Genomic DNA, 15,663 nt, shown 5'->3' on the forward strand with positions numbered 1-15,663 from the left:
TGCGATTTCAATCTTAAAAGGGCGGCTCATGGCTATTTTAATTTATCGAGTTTCTTTTCTCCATTATATGCAGCTTCATATAAAATTGGTATAAGAGCATTTCAAACTTGACAGTAATTTTACTTTGTTTCATATATTTAAGGTCGCAAACCTAACATTTTCAAATTTTAAATGTCGCTTATTCTATTTGCTCAAGAAACCTCTGTTTTAATCAACTTCACAAATTCAATGTTGCTTTCTTGCTAGTCCAAGTGTTTATACTACAAAGGAAGCTCACAATACTTAATGAGATAAAAGGGCAAAAAATACAGTGATGTTAGCATAGGGCGTGTTTTCAAACTCAAAAAGTAGGTTGGGTTAAGCGTAGCGCAACCCAACAAAGCAACGCTGTAGGTTGGGTTTCATTCCTTAACCCAACCTACATTTAAGTCCAATTTGGGGTTTGAAAACAGTCACTAGGGGGTTAAGTCTTTGTTAATTTTTCCACATGACGTGAAAAGTCAGGTAGGTAATAGCTAATGCAGTTAGTTAATTTGCCAAATATGGATAATACTATCCTCATTGCTGCTAGCAAGGGTTTTACCATCTGGGCTAAGAGCAACCCCTAAAACGGAACTGGAACCATCCCGAAAGGTGTGCAACAATTTCAAAGTCTCTAAACTCCACAGTTTAATACTGCCATCATAATTGCCGCAGATCAGAATTTTTCCATCCGGGCTAATGGTAAGAGATTCAACTGAACTAAAATTGTCAGGAAACTCATGCAGCAGTTTTCCAGTTTGAAGATTCCATAACTTCAGGGTGCTAGTTGCACGATTTCGAGAAACTAGTTGACCAAAACTGCCAGTGACAAGCTTTTTGCTATCTGGAGTAATGGCAATAGCATCAACTCCAGTTTTGTGTCCTTTGAGAATATGGCGTGTTTTTTTAGTTTGGAGATCAATCAGCCTAATTGTATTGTCATCGCCACCCCCAGTACTCACAAGGGTTTGCATATCAGGACTAAATGCAACCTTACTCACAAATTCTGAGTGTGCAGCAATGGTATCAAGCAGCTTAAGCGTGTGTAAATCCCAAAGCTTGATTGTGTGATCATCACTGCCACTAGCAATCAATCTCCTATCTGAACTAATAGCAACTGTTTCTACTGGCAGGGTATGTCCACTTTCGATGTTAAGCATAAGGGAAGTGCGTAAATCCCAAATTTTCATTGTTGGAGTGGTTATTCCACCACTTACAAGCAGCTTGCCATCTGGACTAATAGCAATTGAAGTAACACCATCTGAATGAGCATCTAAACTACGCAGTAATTTTCCAGTCCGGAGATTCCAGATTTTAATAGTATCATCTCTACCTCCACTAATCAGGGTTTGCCCATCTGGGCTAATGACAACTGCTGAAACACCAAAAGTCACTTTTTTATGGTCAGTCAGTGTGTGAACAAGTTGAATATGTGATTGAGACTGAGTAATTGTACTCCTGCCAATGGGGGGATTTGAACTGGAAGAATGGACATCAATGACAATGACAGTGATGCTTACTGCAATAGCTAAGGCTGTAATAACTGGTTTGGATTTGAGGAAATTTAATAATTTCATGGCGATGAGGAACGCTATTATATTAATAGGGTTCCCATTTGATCCGGTGAGTAGTTTACCGCCGTAAGCATCGCCCTTCATTTTCTTAATTAAAGTGAGAAAATATGCCACCAGGGATATCTGCTAAATTTAACCAGTAGATAGACTTATGAATTGCTATGTGTTTTGTAGTACATTACTAGCCAGTTGTAGCGTTTGCGCAGCGTCTCGTAGAGAAGCGATGACCAAGTGCTGTAAGTTGCCTGAGAAGTGATTTTACAGCATTTGGTCAACAACTGGCGATTTGTGGAGGTACTGAGGCATAGGGTAAACCATTCCTCATGTAACCTTTGGGCTGTCCCGTTGTCTTGATATCTTATTTAAACTGTAAAACAGAGACTTGTAATGCCAAATTGGCAGAATCTTTCTGTCTTGATTTGAAGTGCCGCCGTCACTTCACCTTTTTCTTAACGCAGGAATGCAAAGAGTTGATGGCAGTATGGTCAAATACCTCTGCTAGTTCAAGAGATAACTTTTAGCAAAGTTCGTTAAGCACGTCCAATTTAGGTCGGTTGTTACACACACCAGTTTGATTATTATTAGTCAGAATGTATTGTAGTAGTGCAATCTAACATTGCACTGTTACAAAAGCTAAATACAGAGGTAAACTATGTTTCCTTTTTGGGGTAATCCCTGTTATGGAAGCGAACCCATTTCGCGCAAAGCTGGCTTAGAGCGGAAATTAAAATTCTTGATTTGGATGCGAGATGATTTAGAGTCCAAACTGGCTGGCATTAATGCTTCTATTGATACCATTCGGCAGCAAATAGAACGCTCAGACTCAACTGTTTAGAGCTTAGTTCTTGCATTTGTACTTAAGCCGATTGTAACTCCTTTGTGACAGAGCGCTGTGAATGGGCTGCATCAGTGTTGTAGGTCTTTGTGCAGCGCCCTGTCATAAACTGCCGTACAAAACAGGCAGTCTTGAAAAACGAAGCCCAGTCTTTTGTGTTGATGGAACTAACCTTGAATAAGCAGAGTTTATTAATATCTTGAAGTTAGAGCCGTAATCGTCACTTAACGCGCCAAAACTTATATAAATGAAAAATATTATCTCGATTGGTTGGAATAGCTGCTTAAAACGGCACAAAGAATCTATTTTACTATTTGACTCAATTGCTGCCGCTAGTGAGATTGCCTTTATGATTAACGGTCAGTGGGATGGCTGCAATGGTGTGATAATGGCTAAATGTGATGAGGTAGCTGTTAACACTGCTACTAAACTATTAGAAGCTACATGGTGTTATCAAGGCGCATCAAAAGCTGTTTTAGACAAAGTAACAACTGAGAAAATTTTACGCCGTTATGCAATGGGAGAAAGAAATTTTATTAATGCTAATTTGAGGTGTGCAGTACTTGCATCAGCGAAACTGAGTGAAATTAACCTAAGTTATGCAAAGTTGAGTTGGGCAGACCTAAGTCAAGCCAATCTAAGTAAAGCTGATTTAACGGCAGCAGACCTAAGTGAAGCTAATTTAAGTGGAGCCGACCTGAGTAAGGCATACCTCATGAGGACAAACCTAACCAAGGCAGACCTGCAACAAGCTTCACTAAAGGGGGCTAATTTAAGTAGTGCTAACTTAAGTGAAGTTAACCTCACTGATGCAGACTTAAGAGGAGCTAATCTATCACTAGCAGACCTAAGAGGGGCAAATTTTAACTTCTGCAATTTGAGTGGGGCTAACCTAACAGGTGCCAAGTTAATTGAAAGTGACTTGGCTTTTGCTAGACAATGATCACGCCTGGAGGCGATTGGACTTAGGTGCGATTTGACTTAAGTAATCAACATAATGTGCGATGGCTACACCATCGCACATTATTCAGGGTAAGGATTTTCAGCACTTTAATGCTTACTACAAAGTATTGTTTATCTATGCCTATCCACTTAACAAAGTATTGCCAAATTTAATTCGCAATAAATTCATGAAATGCTGTGCTTAGGTAATTTCTTACTTTAATCTGGAACCACAATGTTTTCTAAACCCTTTTCTGCTGGTGGAAATTGCGGGTTGATTGCTTCTAGAGTGTCTGCGATCGTTCGAGCTACTACCAAGTTACGATACCACTTATTGTTTGCAGGTATGACATACCAGGGAGCATGAGCAGTCGAGCAATTGTTAATCATCTCCTCAAATGCTGCTTGGTAGTCATCCCACAGCACCCGCTCTTTTAAATCGTTGCTGGAAAACTTCCAATGCTTATCTGGATCTTCTAACCGACTTTCCAAGCGCCGTTTTTGTTCGTCTTTAGAAATGTGAAGAAAAAACTTGATAACAGCAATGTTGTTGAGTGTCAGCATATGCTCAAACTCGTTAATCAACTGATAGCGATCGCGCCAAATATTCTCTGGTACTAGCTGTTTAACTCGCACAATTAACACATCTTCGTAATGAGAGCGATTGAAGATGCTAATCATCCCCCGTTGTGGTGCCCGTTGGTGGTAGCGCCAAAGAAAATCATGGCTTAATTCTTCATCGCTGGGCTTTTTGAATGACCAAACCTGACAGCCTTGTGGGTTAAGACCACCGAATACATGTTTGATGGTGCCATCTTTACCCCCGGTGTCCATCGCTTGCAGCACGATTAGCAAACTGCGTTGGTGTTCAGCATATAACCGTTCTTGCAAATTTTGCAACCGTTGACGCTGCTTTTCCAATTCTTTCTCAACATGCTTCTTTTTCTTGTAGTCCTCGCAGGCATTTGGATCGAAATTAGCCAAGGTGATAAGCTGTCCGGGGTGAACTCGATAGCGAGGATAGTCTGGTTTAGGCGGTGGCTCGTCTACAACGATTTTTTCAGGTGCCATTTCCTCGGCATACTTGGTTGTAATCTTTGCTGCCGCTTTTTTTGTCTTAGGAGATTCTGCTGGTGTTGCCTTGCTGGTGGCAGTTGAATTATTATCTTTTGAATTATTTGACTGGCTCATAGGTTTTTTTAACTTAAATAGGGTTTACCAAGAAATATCCTTAATTTGCTCAATTTATTCAAGGCTATTTGGTCACCTCAATTTGATGCCAAGAGTTATTCATATATCCCTTGAAATTCCAAATCGTTTTGACATCTTCTGGTTGAGTGTTACCAGCAGAATCCCAGGCACGCACAATGACTCGGTTATTGGCAGTTGCTTTTGTCCTCCAGAAAGGACAGCCAGCCAATCCTTAACTCTTTTTATACTTAACAACTCTTAAAAGCTTAACTAGCTTTCATGAAAATTCTTCTGAGTAATTTAAAATTACAGTAAACCGAGCGAGATGTTGTAGTATCTAGCTAAAGGATAATATTATGATATTTATATCTTGTACTAACGATATAAAGTAACCTGAGTTCGACGGTCTTGCATAAATCTCACATTACCAGATCAGGAGTTGTTTTATTTGACGATCGCCCTTCTCCCCCTTGAAAGGTTACGATAAAAGCTATTCTTGACAAGATACTTGCTAAAATAGCACTGTATTTTATCGAAAAATAGTAATTTATATTACTAGTTTATCAGACATAATTAAGGGATTTATGTCTGGATTTATGTAAAATCTAAGTATTTTTCTTCTCCGACTTAAACCAAGTTTTTGCAATCATTCATATTCAAATTCAGCAACCTTAAAATTTTACTTAGTTTGAAAGATATTTTGTACCATTTTTTTGTCTGCATTCGCCGCCGCCCTATCCAACTCTGCAATCTCACTGGCGTCTAATTGCCAACTCAATGCACCAATATTCTCCCTAGCCTGTTCCACGCTCTTGGCTCCAGGAATAGGAATGGTTCCTTTACAAATGCACCAATTAATTGCTACCTGTGACATGGTTTTGTTTCTAGACTGTGCCACTTCTCGCAAACATACCAAAAGCGATCGCATTCCTGGTAATATCTGCCTAAACAGCAGACCTCTAATACCTTTGGGCAAAGGGCCTTGCTCAGAGTATTTTCCTGTCAGTAGCCCCAAGGCCAAAGGGCTGTAGGCAATCAGTTTAATTCCCAACTCATCACAAAGGTCTTTGAGCTTTAGTTGGGTGACAGGATATGTAGACAATAAAGAGTATTGAACTTGCAGAGTAGTAATCGGAACGCCTCGTTCAGCAAACTTTTTCTGCACTTGCTTGAGCCGTTTAGGCCCATAATTAGATAGTCCCACTCCCTTAACCAGTCCTTGCTCATACAAATCGGCAAGACCATCTAACAGCCCTCCCTCTTGCCAAGGAGCATAATTCGCTGTAGACCAGTGCATTTGCACCAAATCTACGTTTTTTCCCAGGCGTTGGGCAGATGATTTGCAAGCTTTTACCATTGACTGACGTGTCCATCTCCACGGGTAAGCAGCAAGCTTAGTCGCAATACAAACATTTTCTTTGCCTAAACCTACATATTCTCGGTTGAATCGTCCCAGGAGTAACTCACTCCGACCATTCAATCTCCCAGTTCCGTAAGAATCACCTGTATCAAATAAAGTTACACCGTTGCTTACACAAAGGTTAAAGACGGCTTGCAACTGGTCATCCATACTTTCGTTATATCCCCAAAGCAGTTGGTTGCCCCAGGCCCAAGTCCCGCAGCCCATGCTTGGGAGGGAGAGTTGTTGGAGAGTCTGCATCTTTGCTCTCTGTAGATTGCCTTATTAATTATCAGGTATATAGCAGGTATTAAGCCGCGAGTAGGATGATTACCTGGCAAATAGGGAGAACCTTTTAGCACTCATGCTACGTTGCCTCTAAAGTTTTGAAAATTTACAAAGGTTTGGGACGTTCTCCAAAGTAGGCTCGCTACTTTCTTATTAGGCAAACAAAGCCCAAGCAGATATATTTTTAGTCGGTTGCTAAAAGCAGCTTCAGCACCAACCATTAGGATATTGTCAGATTTGCAAGCAGCCAAGCTTTCTGAGTCCATGCGTTATTAAAGAACCCAACCTCTGGTGCTTTTGATTCAAATGAATGAGGTGGTGAGTGTAGCAATAAGGGCGAACCTTTGTCATGAGCCTCAACTAAATTAACTATCCAGGGAAGAAAGTCTAAGATTTCTTTTGGTAGTACAGTTAACTCAAAGTCCCACACTAAATTAAGACCTCGGCATACTTGTCCTTTTCTTAACATCGTCACTCTCCCAGCACTCTTGTTAATAGCCAGTCGAAGAATGAACGGGCGGAATGGGACAAATTCATCAGGGGCTGTATAAGCGTATACATTTACATAGTTCAGTCTCTGCTTATGATCCATCCAAGATGCGATCGGTGAATTACTACTATAAGATGTACCAGTTATGATCACCGGCATATTCATAGCAGCAGCAAAGTTAGAGTAGAACTTATGCCTTAGTTCGCTAACAATATGTTTAACTTCTGGGTTCATGGTTGCTACATCTGTTACAAAAACGATACCTACAGTAAGCTACGCTAACGCATGGCTTCATCAGAGACAGTTATTATCAATTGTGTCAACTTCTCTGACGCTGTTTGTGCTTGGCGATTGCTTTGCGTTTGCACTTTTGCAGAGGTGTTTCAAAGTGACGGTGCTTTCTGATATCTGGAAAAATCCCTACTTTGGACACTTCTGGCTTAAATCGACGTTAGGCTGATTCAATCCCTTCATTTTCGCCTGCGATTATTTGGGCCATACTATATTTCTACTAAGTTGACTTAATTAGTGCTTGGGTTGTGGTAAATACTCCAGTCAACTGAAGCACAAAAAAAGGCAGACGCCTTGTCTGCCCTCAAGACCTTAGAGTTAAATTCTTAGTTTTACACCTTAATTGCGGCGAGAGGAGCCACCACCACCACTATAGTTTCCTCGTCTACCACCAGAGGAACCTCCATCTGTTTTGGGCTTGGCTTTATTAACTTTTAAGCTCCGACCCATCCACTCAGCATTATCAAGGGCCTCAATTGCTGCTGTTTCTTCAGCGTCTGATTCCATTTCTACAAAGCCGAAACCTCTCATCCGACCTGTTTCTCGGTCGATAGGCAATTGAACATTTTTTACAGTTCCGTATTCTGCAAAGACATGCCGGAGGTCATCTTCTTTAACCTCATAAGATAGGTTACCGACGTAAATTGACATAGAATGTCTCCAGAATCAGGGGATGTAGAGATTTATATCCGGAGAGGTCTGTAATACAAGTTATATATAAAAACAAACTATACAGCCGAATTTAATCTTCCATCCAATATTTTAACATAAATTGAGAAGTTATATTCATAAGCAACACTATACTTATCTGTTGATCTAAATACTCAGACAGTTGGCGAAACTCGTTTAAAATCAACCTACCAGCGATCGCATTGAATTTGAAGTCACCAAAAAAATTCAATCACTGAATTTATTTATCTTCAAACAGTATTAGTAATTAGTAATTTTTAGATTTTATTTACTCAAAATTTCCAGAGAGTGCAATTAAATGAAACCAGTGCGATCGCTTGTAACGTAAAATTAATTTCCATCCGGCATTTGCTAACACTTTGACACCCATGTATTGCGACTACCTTATCCAAATCCTGACTGCCCGTGTGTACGATGTTGCCCAGGAAACACCACTGGAGTCTGCCCCAAATTTGTCTGCGCGGCTAAATAATCAACTCCTGCTGAAACGTGAGGATATGCAGTCAGTATTTTCCTTTAAACTACGGGGTGCTTATAACAAAATGGTGCAACTGCCACCAGATATATTGGCGCAAGGTGTAATTGCAGCGTCTGCGGGGAACCATGCTCAGGGAGTCGCCCTTGCAGCCCATCGCTTGGGAACCAAAGCGATTATCGTCATGCCAATAACCACACCCCAAGTCAAGGTAGATGCGGTTAGAATCAGGGGTGGAGCAGTCGTATTACATGGAAATACCTACGACGATGCTTATAGCTATGCTCGTGAATTAGAAGTAGAAAAAGGGTTGACCTTTATTCATCCTTTCGATGATCCTCATGTAATTGCTGGACAGGGGACAATCGGGATGGAAATTTTACGGCAATATCAGCAACCCATCCATGCAATTTTTGTAGCGATTGGAGGGGGCGGATTAATTTCTGGGATTGGGGCTTATGTGAAACGGTTGCGTCCGGAAATCAAGATTATTGGGGTTGAGCCAGTAGATGCTGATGCGATGTCTCAATCGCTCAAAGCCGGACATCGGGTGCGCTTGTCCCAAGTAGGGTTATTTGCTGATGGCGTGGCGGTGCGAGAAGTAGGTGAAGAAACCTTTCGTTTATGTCAGCAGTATGTAGATGAAATTATTCTGGTGGATACAGACAAAACTTGTGCCGCGATTAAAGACGTGTTTGAGGATACGCGATCCATTTTAGAACCAGCTGGTGCATTGGCGATCGCAGCTGCCAAAGCCTATACAGAACGAGAACAAATCGAGGGACAAACCTTAATTGCTGTAGCCTGTGGTGCAAACATGAATTTTGATCGCCTCCGCTTTGTGGCAGAACGGGCAGAGTTGGGCGAACGCCGCGAAGCGATCTTTGCAGTCACAATTCCTGAGAAACGGGGAAGTATTCGCCGGTTTTGTGAATGTATTGGCAACCGTAATCTTACCGAGTTTAATTATCGGATTGCCGATGAAAAAACAGCCCATATTTTTGTAGGTGTAAAAATTCAAAATCGTGCTGATGCTGCAAAGATGGTAGAAACCTTTGAAGCTCAAGGAATTGAAACTCTTGATTTAACAGACGACGAACTAACTAAATTACATCTGCGGCACATGGTGGGTGGACATTCTCCCCTGGCTCACAATGAATTGCTCTACCGTTTTGAGTTTCCCGAACGTCCCGGCGCATTGATGAAGTTTGTTAGTTCCATGAGTCCTGCCTGGAATATTAGTCTTTTTCACTACCGCAACAACGGTGCAGACTACGGACGAATCGTTGTCGGTATCCAGGTTCCCCCTCATGAGATGAAAGAGTGGCAAGCTTTTCTCGATAACCTGGGCTATCGCTATTGGGATGAAAACAAGAATCCGGCATACAAGCTGTTTTTGGGATAGGGGAGGAGTAAGAAGTAAGAATTTTAGATTTTAGATTTTGGATTTTAGATTTAAATTTAATCCACTCATATCAAGTTCGGTAAATTACTTACGATATGTCATTGCGAATGCAACGTTCGCGCAGCGTCTCGTAGAGAAGTGGAATGAAGCAATCGCAATGGTTTGGGATTGCCACGCTCCGCGCGCAATGACATAAGTATTAAGTCGGACTTGATATCATACGCTTGCAGACTCGTTGGCGCAGCCCAAGGTAGAGAACAGAGCTGCGCTATCGTCAATTCCATTATCCAAAATTGAATTGCCCAATGCCCCATGCCCCATGCCCCATGCCAATTTAGCGAGAGCTACCCTCCAATATCAGATTCGAGTCCCAAGTATAGAAGCCGATTTGGTTAGGAACCCTAGAGAATCTGCCTGTTCGATAGCCTCTAGATAATTCATTCAACACCTTATTTTTGATCTCTCTAAGTTGCTGAGAATCTAGTTCTCCATAAATTCCGGCGATGACTTCAGCAACGCTGAAAACTTTACCTGGATTTTGTTCTAACAGAGAGGTGAGGGCATCAATTAAGAATTGACCCTCAAAGGCTTTGAGCATTGGTACTGTTTTTGTCAGAGGTAGGAAAGGTTTCTTCTTTTTGTTTTTGATGCTTTTAAAAGCACCATTGCCATTATTTGGAACTACCAAACTTAAATCCAGGGTATAGCAACCTGGCTCGTCGGGAATAGTTACCCAGTAATTCCTTTCTCTGCCTTGGGTAAGGGAAGATTGAACCCTACCTTTAACTACTTTGAATAGATTGGAATCTAGCTCTCCATAAAGCGATCGCACGATAAAATCAATATGACAGACAGTGCCTATCTGCTCTTGCAATAGCTGTTTTATGGCTTCCGTTCGAGAGAGAGCGTGATAATACTGGGGCAGCATAGGGATTTCCGCCACCTTTGTTGAATTATCGTTGTTCTCTGTTGGTATCTTTGGATCTGGCGATGTAGTTGGAGGTTGACTCTGTTTTGTATCAACAGCAGAAAAGGAATTATCTATCTCAACCAAGTCTTTGTCTTTTCGTACTGACTCTACAGACTCCACCAAGTTGATTTCGTCGATATTATCAAGGGGTGATAAAAACCTCAAAGAGCCTTCTTGAGAAAGATTTGTAGTTTCCTCAGCCGCCGTTAGTCTTGATATCTGCTTATTCGCATCAGAAAAAGACCAGTTAGATAACAACGCTTCTACATGATCGAGCTGCGATCGTGCCTGCACAAAGAGGCGTTCATACTCTTCTGTAAGGCGAGCATAATAGTCTCGTAATTCCAACAGTGGTGAAACAAAGGTGCCTGGAGGTGGTTCTAATTGTCCATTTTGAGTCATAATACTTCAATCATTTTAAATCGATGTCACTTTTGTAAGACATTGGTCTAGGTTTTGCTTTTTGAGATGTAGGCTGGGATTTCTTCGGGGGTTGGGGAGGGCGACATCTCTCACAATATAAGGGTCGAGGACCGAAAGTCTCGCGCTTTGTCAGATCGTTACACTCTTTACAGACAAACTGGAAAACACGAGTATGAATCTGTCTTTTGTGCGCCCTGACAGTATATTCCCTAACATCAATGAATTTACTTGCCATAATCAGGAATTGTGAATTGCCGTCGGATCAATGTCTTATCAATATAGCTATTCAAGCAAATGAAACTGCATCAGTGTATGTTTATGTAGAAGTTTTATTCAAATCAGTGAATTTGACGCCTAGCATAAAGTGCAGATGAGCAACTTAAGAGTTAGCCCTTAACTATCCTCTCACCAGATAATTTGATCAGCAAACACTACTACCATTCCTTAGGTGTAGGCGATTTTCATCGCCCTGATCAGATAAATTGGTAGAGGGAAGTGCAGGATTATTCACTTCCACTTCCATTGATTGGCAAATCAAGCGATCGCCAGTGTGTCTAATTGCCCATCATAGAATTACCGCACTCCTAACCCCTCTTCCTCATGGTAGAGGGAGACGCTTAAGGTCGCCATTCCTGTCCAAAGAAAAACCACCTCCTAAAAAAGAAGGCGGCGATTATCGCTAATCAAAGTATGATTCCAGTAAGTTTTGTTGCGGTACTAGTACTCTGTCAAGTCAACTTTGCAGGGTTTATGGAAAGAAAATCAAGTTCTTTTCTCCCTCTGCTTCCCCTGCCTACCTTCACAAGTCATTTTTGGGTTGGTCGAGTATTAGTGGTTCATATGATTAATTTTGATGGGTTGTGAAAATTCGTAGCCACTCTAGCCTTTAAAATTGAGTAATAAATCATTCACTACGAACCCATCAATTTCAATTTGACAGACTACGGCTGACTGGGAGCAGCTGGTTGCGATTGAGGTTGTGGGCGTAAACGGCGCAAAGACTCCCGCAACTTATCCTGACTGGTGTTTTCTGCTCGCCGCCGCCGAGTTGGGGTTGCTTGTGGCTGTTGTGATGAATTGGTAGTCGCTCGTTGACGCTGGATGCTGCGTAGGGAGTCTCTGGCACTTCCTTGAGTGCGATTTATCCTCGTTTCAGATGATGAGCCTGCGGTAATAATTTCTCGTCTTTGAGGTTCCAACCGTCTACTCAATCCAGATATTGCTGGTCTTGTGGCTGTAGCTTCATTAGATGAGGGTGTCAACTCTCTGCGTCTACGTCCTGGATGTTCTTGTATGGAGTTAGCAGCAGCTGCTGCTGCTGCCTGCTGGGTTCTTTCTTCTGCTTCTTTTTTTCTTTGCTGTTGGTATTGGCGGTATTGCTGTGAATCTTCTTTAAAAGCCCCAGAGTTGACTCGCACCCCTTGTCTGCCACCTTGTGCTGGGTTGAACTTCCATTCACGCGCTTGTCTCAAGTTTTCTTCGTCCAATTCACGGTTTCCACTGGAGCTGGCTACCCGCACATTAGTGACATTACCTTGTTCGTCAGTATCAAAAGCCAAACCTACACGGCCTTCGATTCCTCGTCGTTTAAATGACTCTGGATACTTGAAACCACATTTGCGGCAATCTGCCCTACCATTACCATTACTTGAACTGTTAATTTTTGGAGGTGTTGGCACTGTTGGCGCTGTTGCTACTGTCGGACGGTTTCCTAGTCCATTGCCTATACCACTGCCAGAGCCTGAGCCAATTCCTGAACCTCTACCACTGCCAGAGCCTGAGCCAATTCCTGAGCCAATTCCTGAACCTGTACCTGAACCTGAACCTGTATTTAAAGCAACGCCTGAGCCAGAGCTACCAGAGTTATCTGTCAGGACTGGACTACCGCCGCCGCCGCCACCGCCGCCGATCACAGGTGCAACAGTTGTCACAGGGACTTGTGACTTGGGAGCAATTTCCCTATTTGTTGGTTGTGGGTTTTGAGTAGTTTGTTTTGGTTGTTGAACTGGCTGAATTTGAGTAGTTTGTTTTGCTTGTTGTTGAACTGGCTGAATTTTTGGTCTTTCAATCAATTCCTGTACTGGTTTTTGTACTGGTGGAATTTCTTTAGGCTGTTTTTGAACAATTTCTGGTTCTTTTTTAGGTTCTTCTGTAATTTTTTCAAGTGGTTTTTCTGGCTCCGGAGTCGGAGTATCTATGATCGCCACCTCTATTGGTTCATCTTCGTTTGTAGGCACTCTTGTCAAATAATTACCTATGCCTGAGGACAGTACGCCGATATGCAGCGCCAGTGAACCTATCAGACTGTAAGTCAGAAAAGACTTGAGAGCCTCAACTTCTTTGGAACGTTGCTCGACAGTAGTGCCGGAAAAGCTCATAGCTATTGCTACCTATTCTCATTAATTTAGTCATTTTAGAATGCATGGTTGCAAATATCAAGTAAAAAATTAAAATTATTTTGGCAGTATTACGCAACAGTATATTTACATCATCAAAATATCTTTGAAAAATACTGTTCTTTATCACAATTTATAGATAAAATTAATTTTTGTATTAATTAAATTATTTTATCTCAAACAAAAAAAAAGTAAAAAATAATGATATTAGATTAGATTTGAAAAAATTCTGATTATATCTTAAACTTTATTGAGAAAAAGTTTCATTTTTTCGCTTGATTCTGGTAGTCTGATTTTGTATTGTTGATGACGTTTAGAGGCACTACATGGGAATTCAGGATTTGTTTGCAGCAGGCGGTGTGGTCATGTTGCCCCTGTTGCTGTTTTCGGTGTTGGCAGGGGCACTAATGATTGAGCGGGCGAAGTTTTGGCTACAGATTGGTAAGCGTCAAAACCGGGTGGTGCGAGAGGTTTTAAATCTTTATCGACTTGATAATGTCGTTAGTGCTGTGGATAAGCTGCAAAAAAATGTAGATTTACCTATAGCACGCATTTTTCTGGCTGGACTACAGCTAGAAAGACCGACTCCAGAAAAATTTCGTTTGGCTTTGAAAAGCGAGGCGCAAGCAGAAATCCCTATACTCAAGCGGTTTCAACCTGTATTTGACACTATTATCGGTTTAGCGCCTCTGTTGGGACTTCTCGGCACAATTTTAGGATTAATTCGCTCATTTGCTGGACTGAATGTTGGTGATGTCGGAGCTACTAAAACTGGTGCAGTCACTGCTGGTATTAGTGAAGCTTTAGTTGCTACCGCCTCAGGATTGATTGTGGCTATCTTTGTGCTTTTAGGAGCCAGCATCTTCCGGGGACTATATCAGCGGCAGATAACAATGATTCAAGAGTACGGCGGACAGTTAGAAATACTGTTCCTCGATCGCTATGAACAACACGATCGCTACGAACAACAGGAGAAGTCCTATGGATCTAGATGAGAATGAACCAGATTTAGCACCATTTATAAATGTAGTACCTCTGATTGATGTAATGTTTGCTCTTTTGACATTTTTTATTATGTCAACGCTGTTTTTAACACGATCAGAAGGATTACCAGTAAATCTACCAAAGGCAGCCACGGCGAAGGAACAGCAAATTCCCACTAAAGTTACCATCACGGTAGATGAAAAAGGTCAGATAAGCCTAAATCGCGATCCAATAGCAGTTAATGATTTAGCAGCGCGAGTGCGGACTTTAGTTGGTTCTAACCCAGATGCATTGGTAATTATTAATGCTGATCAAAAAGTCTTGCACGGTGAGATAGTGGGGATAATGGATCAAGTCCGTCAGGTGAAGGGAGCAAGGTTAGCGATCGCTACCCAAAGATAAAAAGTAAAAATATTGTGCATCAGAAGTTCAGAGAGTCAGGAAAATTCTGTATTCTGACTCCTAACTCCTTCTTATCTAATTACTACTACCAGCTACGCTTACAAATCTGCAATTCTTGAGATATAAGTTTAAATAATAATTCTTGCTGTGAATGGATAAAAAAGTGGTCACCGTTAAATTCATGCAATGAAAAAGCAGCGATTGTCTGCTCTTGCCATGCTTGCATCTCTTCATGACTAACTTCTTGGTCTTGCAAACCACTAAAAACAGTGATAGGACACTTCAATGGCTGTTTTTGAGTGTAAATATAAGTTTCCAGAACTGCAAAATCTGCCCGCAAAATAGGAAGAAACATCTGCATCAGTTCCGGGCTTTCTAGTACTGCTTTGGGTGTACCGTTAAGACTGTGTAGCTCGTTGATCAAATCAGGGTCTGATAGGACGTGAAGAGGTGGTTTTGTCAACGGGATTTGCGGGGCGCGACGAGCAGATATGAAAAGTTGAAAGGGAGTAAGACTATACTTAGAGCGAAGTAGACGGGTTAACTCGAAGCTAACTAATCCGCCCATACTGTGACCGAAGAAGGCGAATGGTTTATCTAAATATGGTATCAGAATTGGAGCGATCGCTTCAACAAGAGGTTCTAATCGCGTCAAAAGTACTGACTTAATCTGTCTTCCCCGTCCCGGATATTCCACAGCACAGACTTCGACATTATTAGGTAGATTATCAGACCATGTACGAAAAATCGCCGCGCTACCACCAGCGTAGGGGAAGCAGAATAAACGCAAGTTGGCTTGAGGATTTGGTTGGGGACAGATAACCCAGGAATTGAAGCTTGGTGTAGTTGTCATAATATAATTTAGAGTTGGATAACGCAATTCAGCT

17 protein-coding genes and 1 pseudogene are annotated in these 15,663 nt (G+C 41.6%); 7 read left to right on the top strand and 11 right to left on the bottom strand.

The features are described from left to right. Positions 1-524 precede the first annotated feature (524 nt). On the bottom strand, positions 525-1,709 hold the full coding sequence (locus V7K48_RS20865; RefSeq protein WP_335075118.1) for a WD40 repeat domain-containing protein: 1,185 nt from the start codon (positions 1,707-1,709) through the stop codon (positions 525-527). A 538-nt stretch (positions 1,710-2,247) separates the two neighbouring features. Between V7K48_RS20865 and V7K48_RS20870 the strand changes: the two genes are divergently transcribed. The 3 genes from V7K48_RS20870 to V7K48_RS20880 all read left to right on the top strand — a co-directional run bounded on the left by V7K48_RS20870 (position 2,248) and on the right by V7K48_RS20880 (position 3,578). Continuing rightward, the gene (locus tag V7K48_RS20870) at positions 2,248-2,430 is read left to right on the top strand and encodes a hypothetical protein (protein WP_334977404.1); all 183 of its coding nucleotides are present in this window, start codon (positions 2,248-2,250) and stop codon (positions 2,428-2,430) included. A 247-nt stretch (positions 2,431-2,677) separates the two neighbouring features. Beyond that, complete coding sequence (locus V7K48_RS20875) at positions 2,678-3,373, top strand: pentapeptide repeat-containing protein (RefSeq protein ID WP_335075119.1); 696 nt, start codon at positions 2,678-2,680, stop codon at positions 3,371-3,373. A gap of 61 nt (positions 3,374-3,434) precedes the next feature. After that, on the top strand, positions 3,435-3,578 hold the full coding sequence (locus tag V7K48_RS20880) for a hypothetical protein (protein WP_335075120.1): 144 nt from the start codon (positions 3,435-3,437) through the stop codon (positions 3,576-3,578). Positions 3,579-3,591: 13 nt separating this feature from the next. Here the strand turns inward: V7K48_RS20880 and V7K48_RS20885 are convergent, their stop codons facing one another. From V7K48_RS20885 to V7K48_RS20910, 6 genes and pseudogenes are all read right to left on the bottom strand, one after another. Further along, positions 3,592-4,563, bottom strand: a complete 972-nt coding sequence (locus tag V7K48_RS20885) for a polyphosphate kinase 2 family protein (protein ID WP_335075121.1) — start codon at positions 4,561-4,563, stop codon at positions 3,592-3,594. A 64-nt stretch (positions 4,564-4,627) separates the two neighbouring features. Continuing rightward, positions 4,628-4,792, bottom strand: a complete 165-nt coding sequence (locus tag V7K48_RS20890; protein ID WP_335075122.1) for a hypothetical protein — start codon at positions 4,790-4,792, stop codon at positions 4,628-4,630. Positions 4,793-5,242: 450 nt separating this feature from the next. Next, positions 5,243-6,223: an aldo/keto reductase gene (locus V7K48_RS20895; RefSeq protein ID WP_335075123.1), complete on the bottom strand. Its 981-nt coding sequence runs from the start codon at positions 6,221-6,223 to the stop codon at positions 5,243-5,245. A gap of 247 nt (positions 6,224-6,470) precedes the next feature. Beyond that, positions 6,471-6,974: a hypothetical protein gene (locus V7K48_RS20900; RefSeq protein ID WP_335075124.1), complete on the bottom strand. Its 504-nt coding sequence runs from the start codon at positions 6,972-6,974 to the stop codon at positions 6,471-6,473. A gap of 85 nt (positions 6,975-7,059) precedes the next feature. Continuing rightward, positions 7,060-7,239, bottom strand: a pseudogene (gene rpsU, locus V7K48_RS20905) (30S ribosomal protein S21). Between the two features lie 131 nt (positions 7,240-7,370). After that, entirely contained in the window at positions 7,371-7,682 is a 312-nt protein-coding gene (locus tag V7K48_RS20910; RefSeq protein WP_335075125.1) for an RNA recognition motif domain-containing protein, read from the bottom strand. A 407-nt stretch (positions 7,683-8,089) separates the two neighbouring features. Between V7K48_RS20910 and ilvA the strand changes: the two genes are divergently transcribed. After that, positions 8,090-9,601, top strand: coding sequence for a threonine ammonia-lyase, biosynthetic (gene ilvA, locus V7K48_RS20915; protein ID WP_335075126.1), 1,512 nt, complete (start codon positions 8,090-8,092; stop codon positions 9,599-9,601). Between the two features lie 334 nt (positions 9,602-9,935). Here ilvA and V7K48_RS20920 read toward each other — a convergent pair whose 3' ends face one another. Together V7K48_RS20920 and V7K48_RS20925 are read right to left on the bottom strand one after the other, a co-directional pair. Next, positions 9,936-10,973, bottom strand: a complete 1,038-nt coding sequence (locus tag V7K48_RS20920) for a hypothetical protein (RefSeq protein WP_335075127.1) — start codon at positions 10,971-10,973, stop codon at positions 9,936-9,938. Between the two features lie 10 nt (positions 10,974-10,983). Further along, entirely contained in the window at positions 10,984-11,229 is a 246-nt protein-coding gene (locus V7K48_RS20925; protein ID WP_334977395.1) for a hypothetical protein, read from the bottom strand. Positions 11,230-11,476: 247 nt separating this feature from the next. Here V7K48_RS20925 and V7K48_RS20930 point away from each other — a divergent pair, with 247 nt between their 5' ends. Next, a complete protein-coding gene (locus V7K48_RS20930; RefSeq protein ID WP_335075128.1) occupies positions 11,477-11,677 on the top strand; it encodes a hypothetical protein in 201 nt (66 codons plus the stop codon). A 258-nt stretch (positions 11,678-11,935) separates the two neighbouring features. On the opposite strand, the gene V7K48_RS20935 is transcribed toward V7K48_RS20930, so the two are convergent. Beyond that, positions 11,936-13,372 (bottom strand): energy transducer TonB, encoded by a 1,437-nt coding sequence (locus V7K48_RS20935; RefSeq protein WP_335075129.1) that lies wholly within the window; start codon positions 13,370-13,372, stop codon positions 11,936-11,938. Between the two features lie 344 nt (positions 13,373-13,716). On the opposite strand from V7K48_RS20935, the gene V7K48_RS20940 reads away from it, so the two are divergent. After that, the gene (locus V7K48_RS20940; protein ID WP_335075130.1) at positions 13,717-14,385 is read left to right on the top strand and encodes a MotA/TolQ/ExbB proton channel family protein; all 669 of its coding nucleotides are present in this window, start codon (positions 13,717-13,719) and stop codon (positions 14,383-14,385) included. Beyond that, positions 14,372-14,776: an ExbD/TolR family protein gene (locus tag V7K48_RS20945; RefSeq protein WP_335075131.1), complete on the top strand. Its 405-nt coding sequence runs from the start codon at positions 14,372-14,374 to the stop codon at positions 14,774-14,776. Before V7K48_RS20940 ends, V7K48_RS20945 begins: the two co-directional genes overlap by 14 nt. 85 nt (positions 14,777-14,861) lie before the next feature. Here the strand turns inward: V7K48_RS20945 and V7K48_RS20950 are convergent, their stop codons facing one another. After that, a complete protein-coding gene (locus V7K48_RS20950; RefSeq protein ID WP_335075132.1) occupies positions 14,862-15,629 on the bottom strand; it encodes a thioesterase II family protein in 768 nt (255 codons plus the stop codon). Between the last annotated feature and the right edge of the window lie 34 nt (positions 15,630-15,663).

This window comes from Nostoc sp. (assembly GCF_036919615.1).
In the GTDB taxonomy this organism is placed as follows: domain Bacteria; phylum Cyanobacteriota; class Cyanobacteriia; order Cyanobacteriales; family Nostocaceae; genus Nostoc.

Coding starts and splice junctions, on each gene's coding strand:
- V7K48_RS20880 (WP_335075120.1), top strand. CDS start 3,435: ATGGCTACACCATCGCACATTATTCAGGGTAAGGATTTTCAGCACTTT.
- V7K48_RS20950 (WP_335075132.1), bottom strand. CDS start 15,629: ATGACAACTACACCAAGCTTCAATTCCTGGGTTATCTGTCCCCAACCA.
- V7K48_RS20925 (WP_334977395.1), bottom strand. CDS start 11,229: ATGGCAAGTAAATTCATTGATGTTAGGGAATATACTGTCAGGGCGCAC.
- V7K48_RS20895 (WP_335075123.1), bottom strand. CDS start 6,223: ATGCAGACTCTCCAACAACTCTCCCTCCCAAGCATGGGCTGCGGGACT.
- V7K48_RS20900 (WP_335075124.1), bottom strand. CDS start 6,974: ATGAACCCAGAAGTTAAACATATTGTTAGCGAACTAAGGCATAAGTTC.
- V7K48_RS20945 (WP_335075131.1), top strand. CDS start 14,372: ATGGATCTAGATGAGAATGAACCAGATTTAGCACCATTTATAAATGTA.
- V7K48_RS20910 (WP_335075125.1), bottom strand. CDS start 7,682: ATGTCAATTTACGTCGGTAACCTATCTTATGAGGTTAAAGAAGATGAC.
- V7K48_RS20935 (WP_335075129.1), bottom strand. CDS start 13,372: ATGAGCTTTTCCGGCACTACTGTCGAGCAACGTTCCAAAGAAGTTGAG.
- V7K48_RS20885 (WP_335075121.1), bottom strand. CDS start 4,563: ATGAGCCAGTCAAATAATTCAAAAGATAATAATTCAACTGCCACCAGC.
- V7K48_RS20870 (WP_334977404.1), top strand. CDS start 2,248: ATGTTTCCTTTTTGGGGTAATCCCTGTTATGGAAGCGAACCCATTTCG.
- ilvA (WP_335075126.1), top strand. CDS start 8,090: ATGTATTGCGACTACCTTATCCAAATCCTGACTGCCCGTGTGTACGAT.
- V7K48_RS20920 (WP_335075127.1), bottom strand. CDS start 10,973: ATGACTCAAAATGGACAATTAGAACCACCTCCAGGCACCTTTGTTTCA.
- V7K48_RS20940 (WP_335075130.1), top strand. CDS start 13,717: ATGGGAATTCAGGATTTGTTTGCAGCAGGCGGTGTGGTCATGTTGCCC.
- V7K48_RS20875 (WP_335075119.1), top strand. CDS start 2,678: ATGAAAAATATTATCTCGATTGGTTGGAATAGCTGCTTAAAACGGCAC.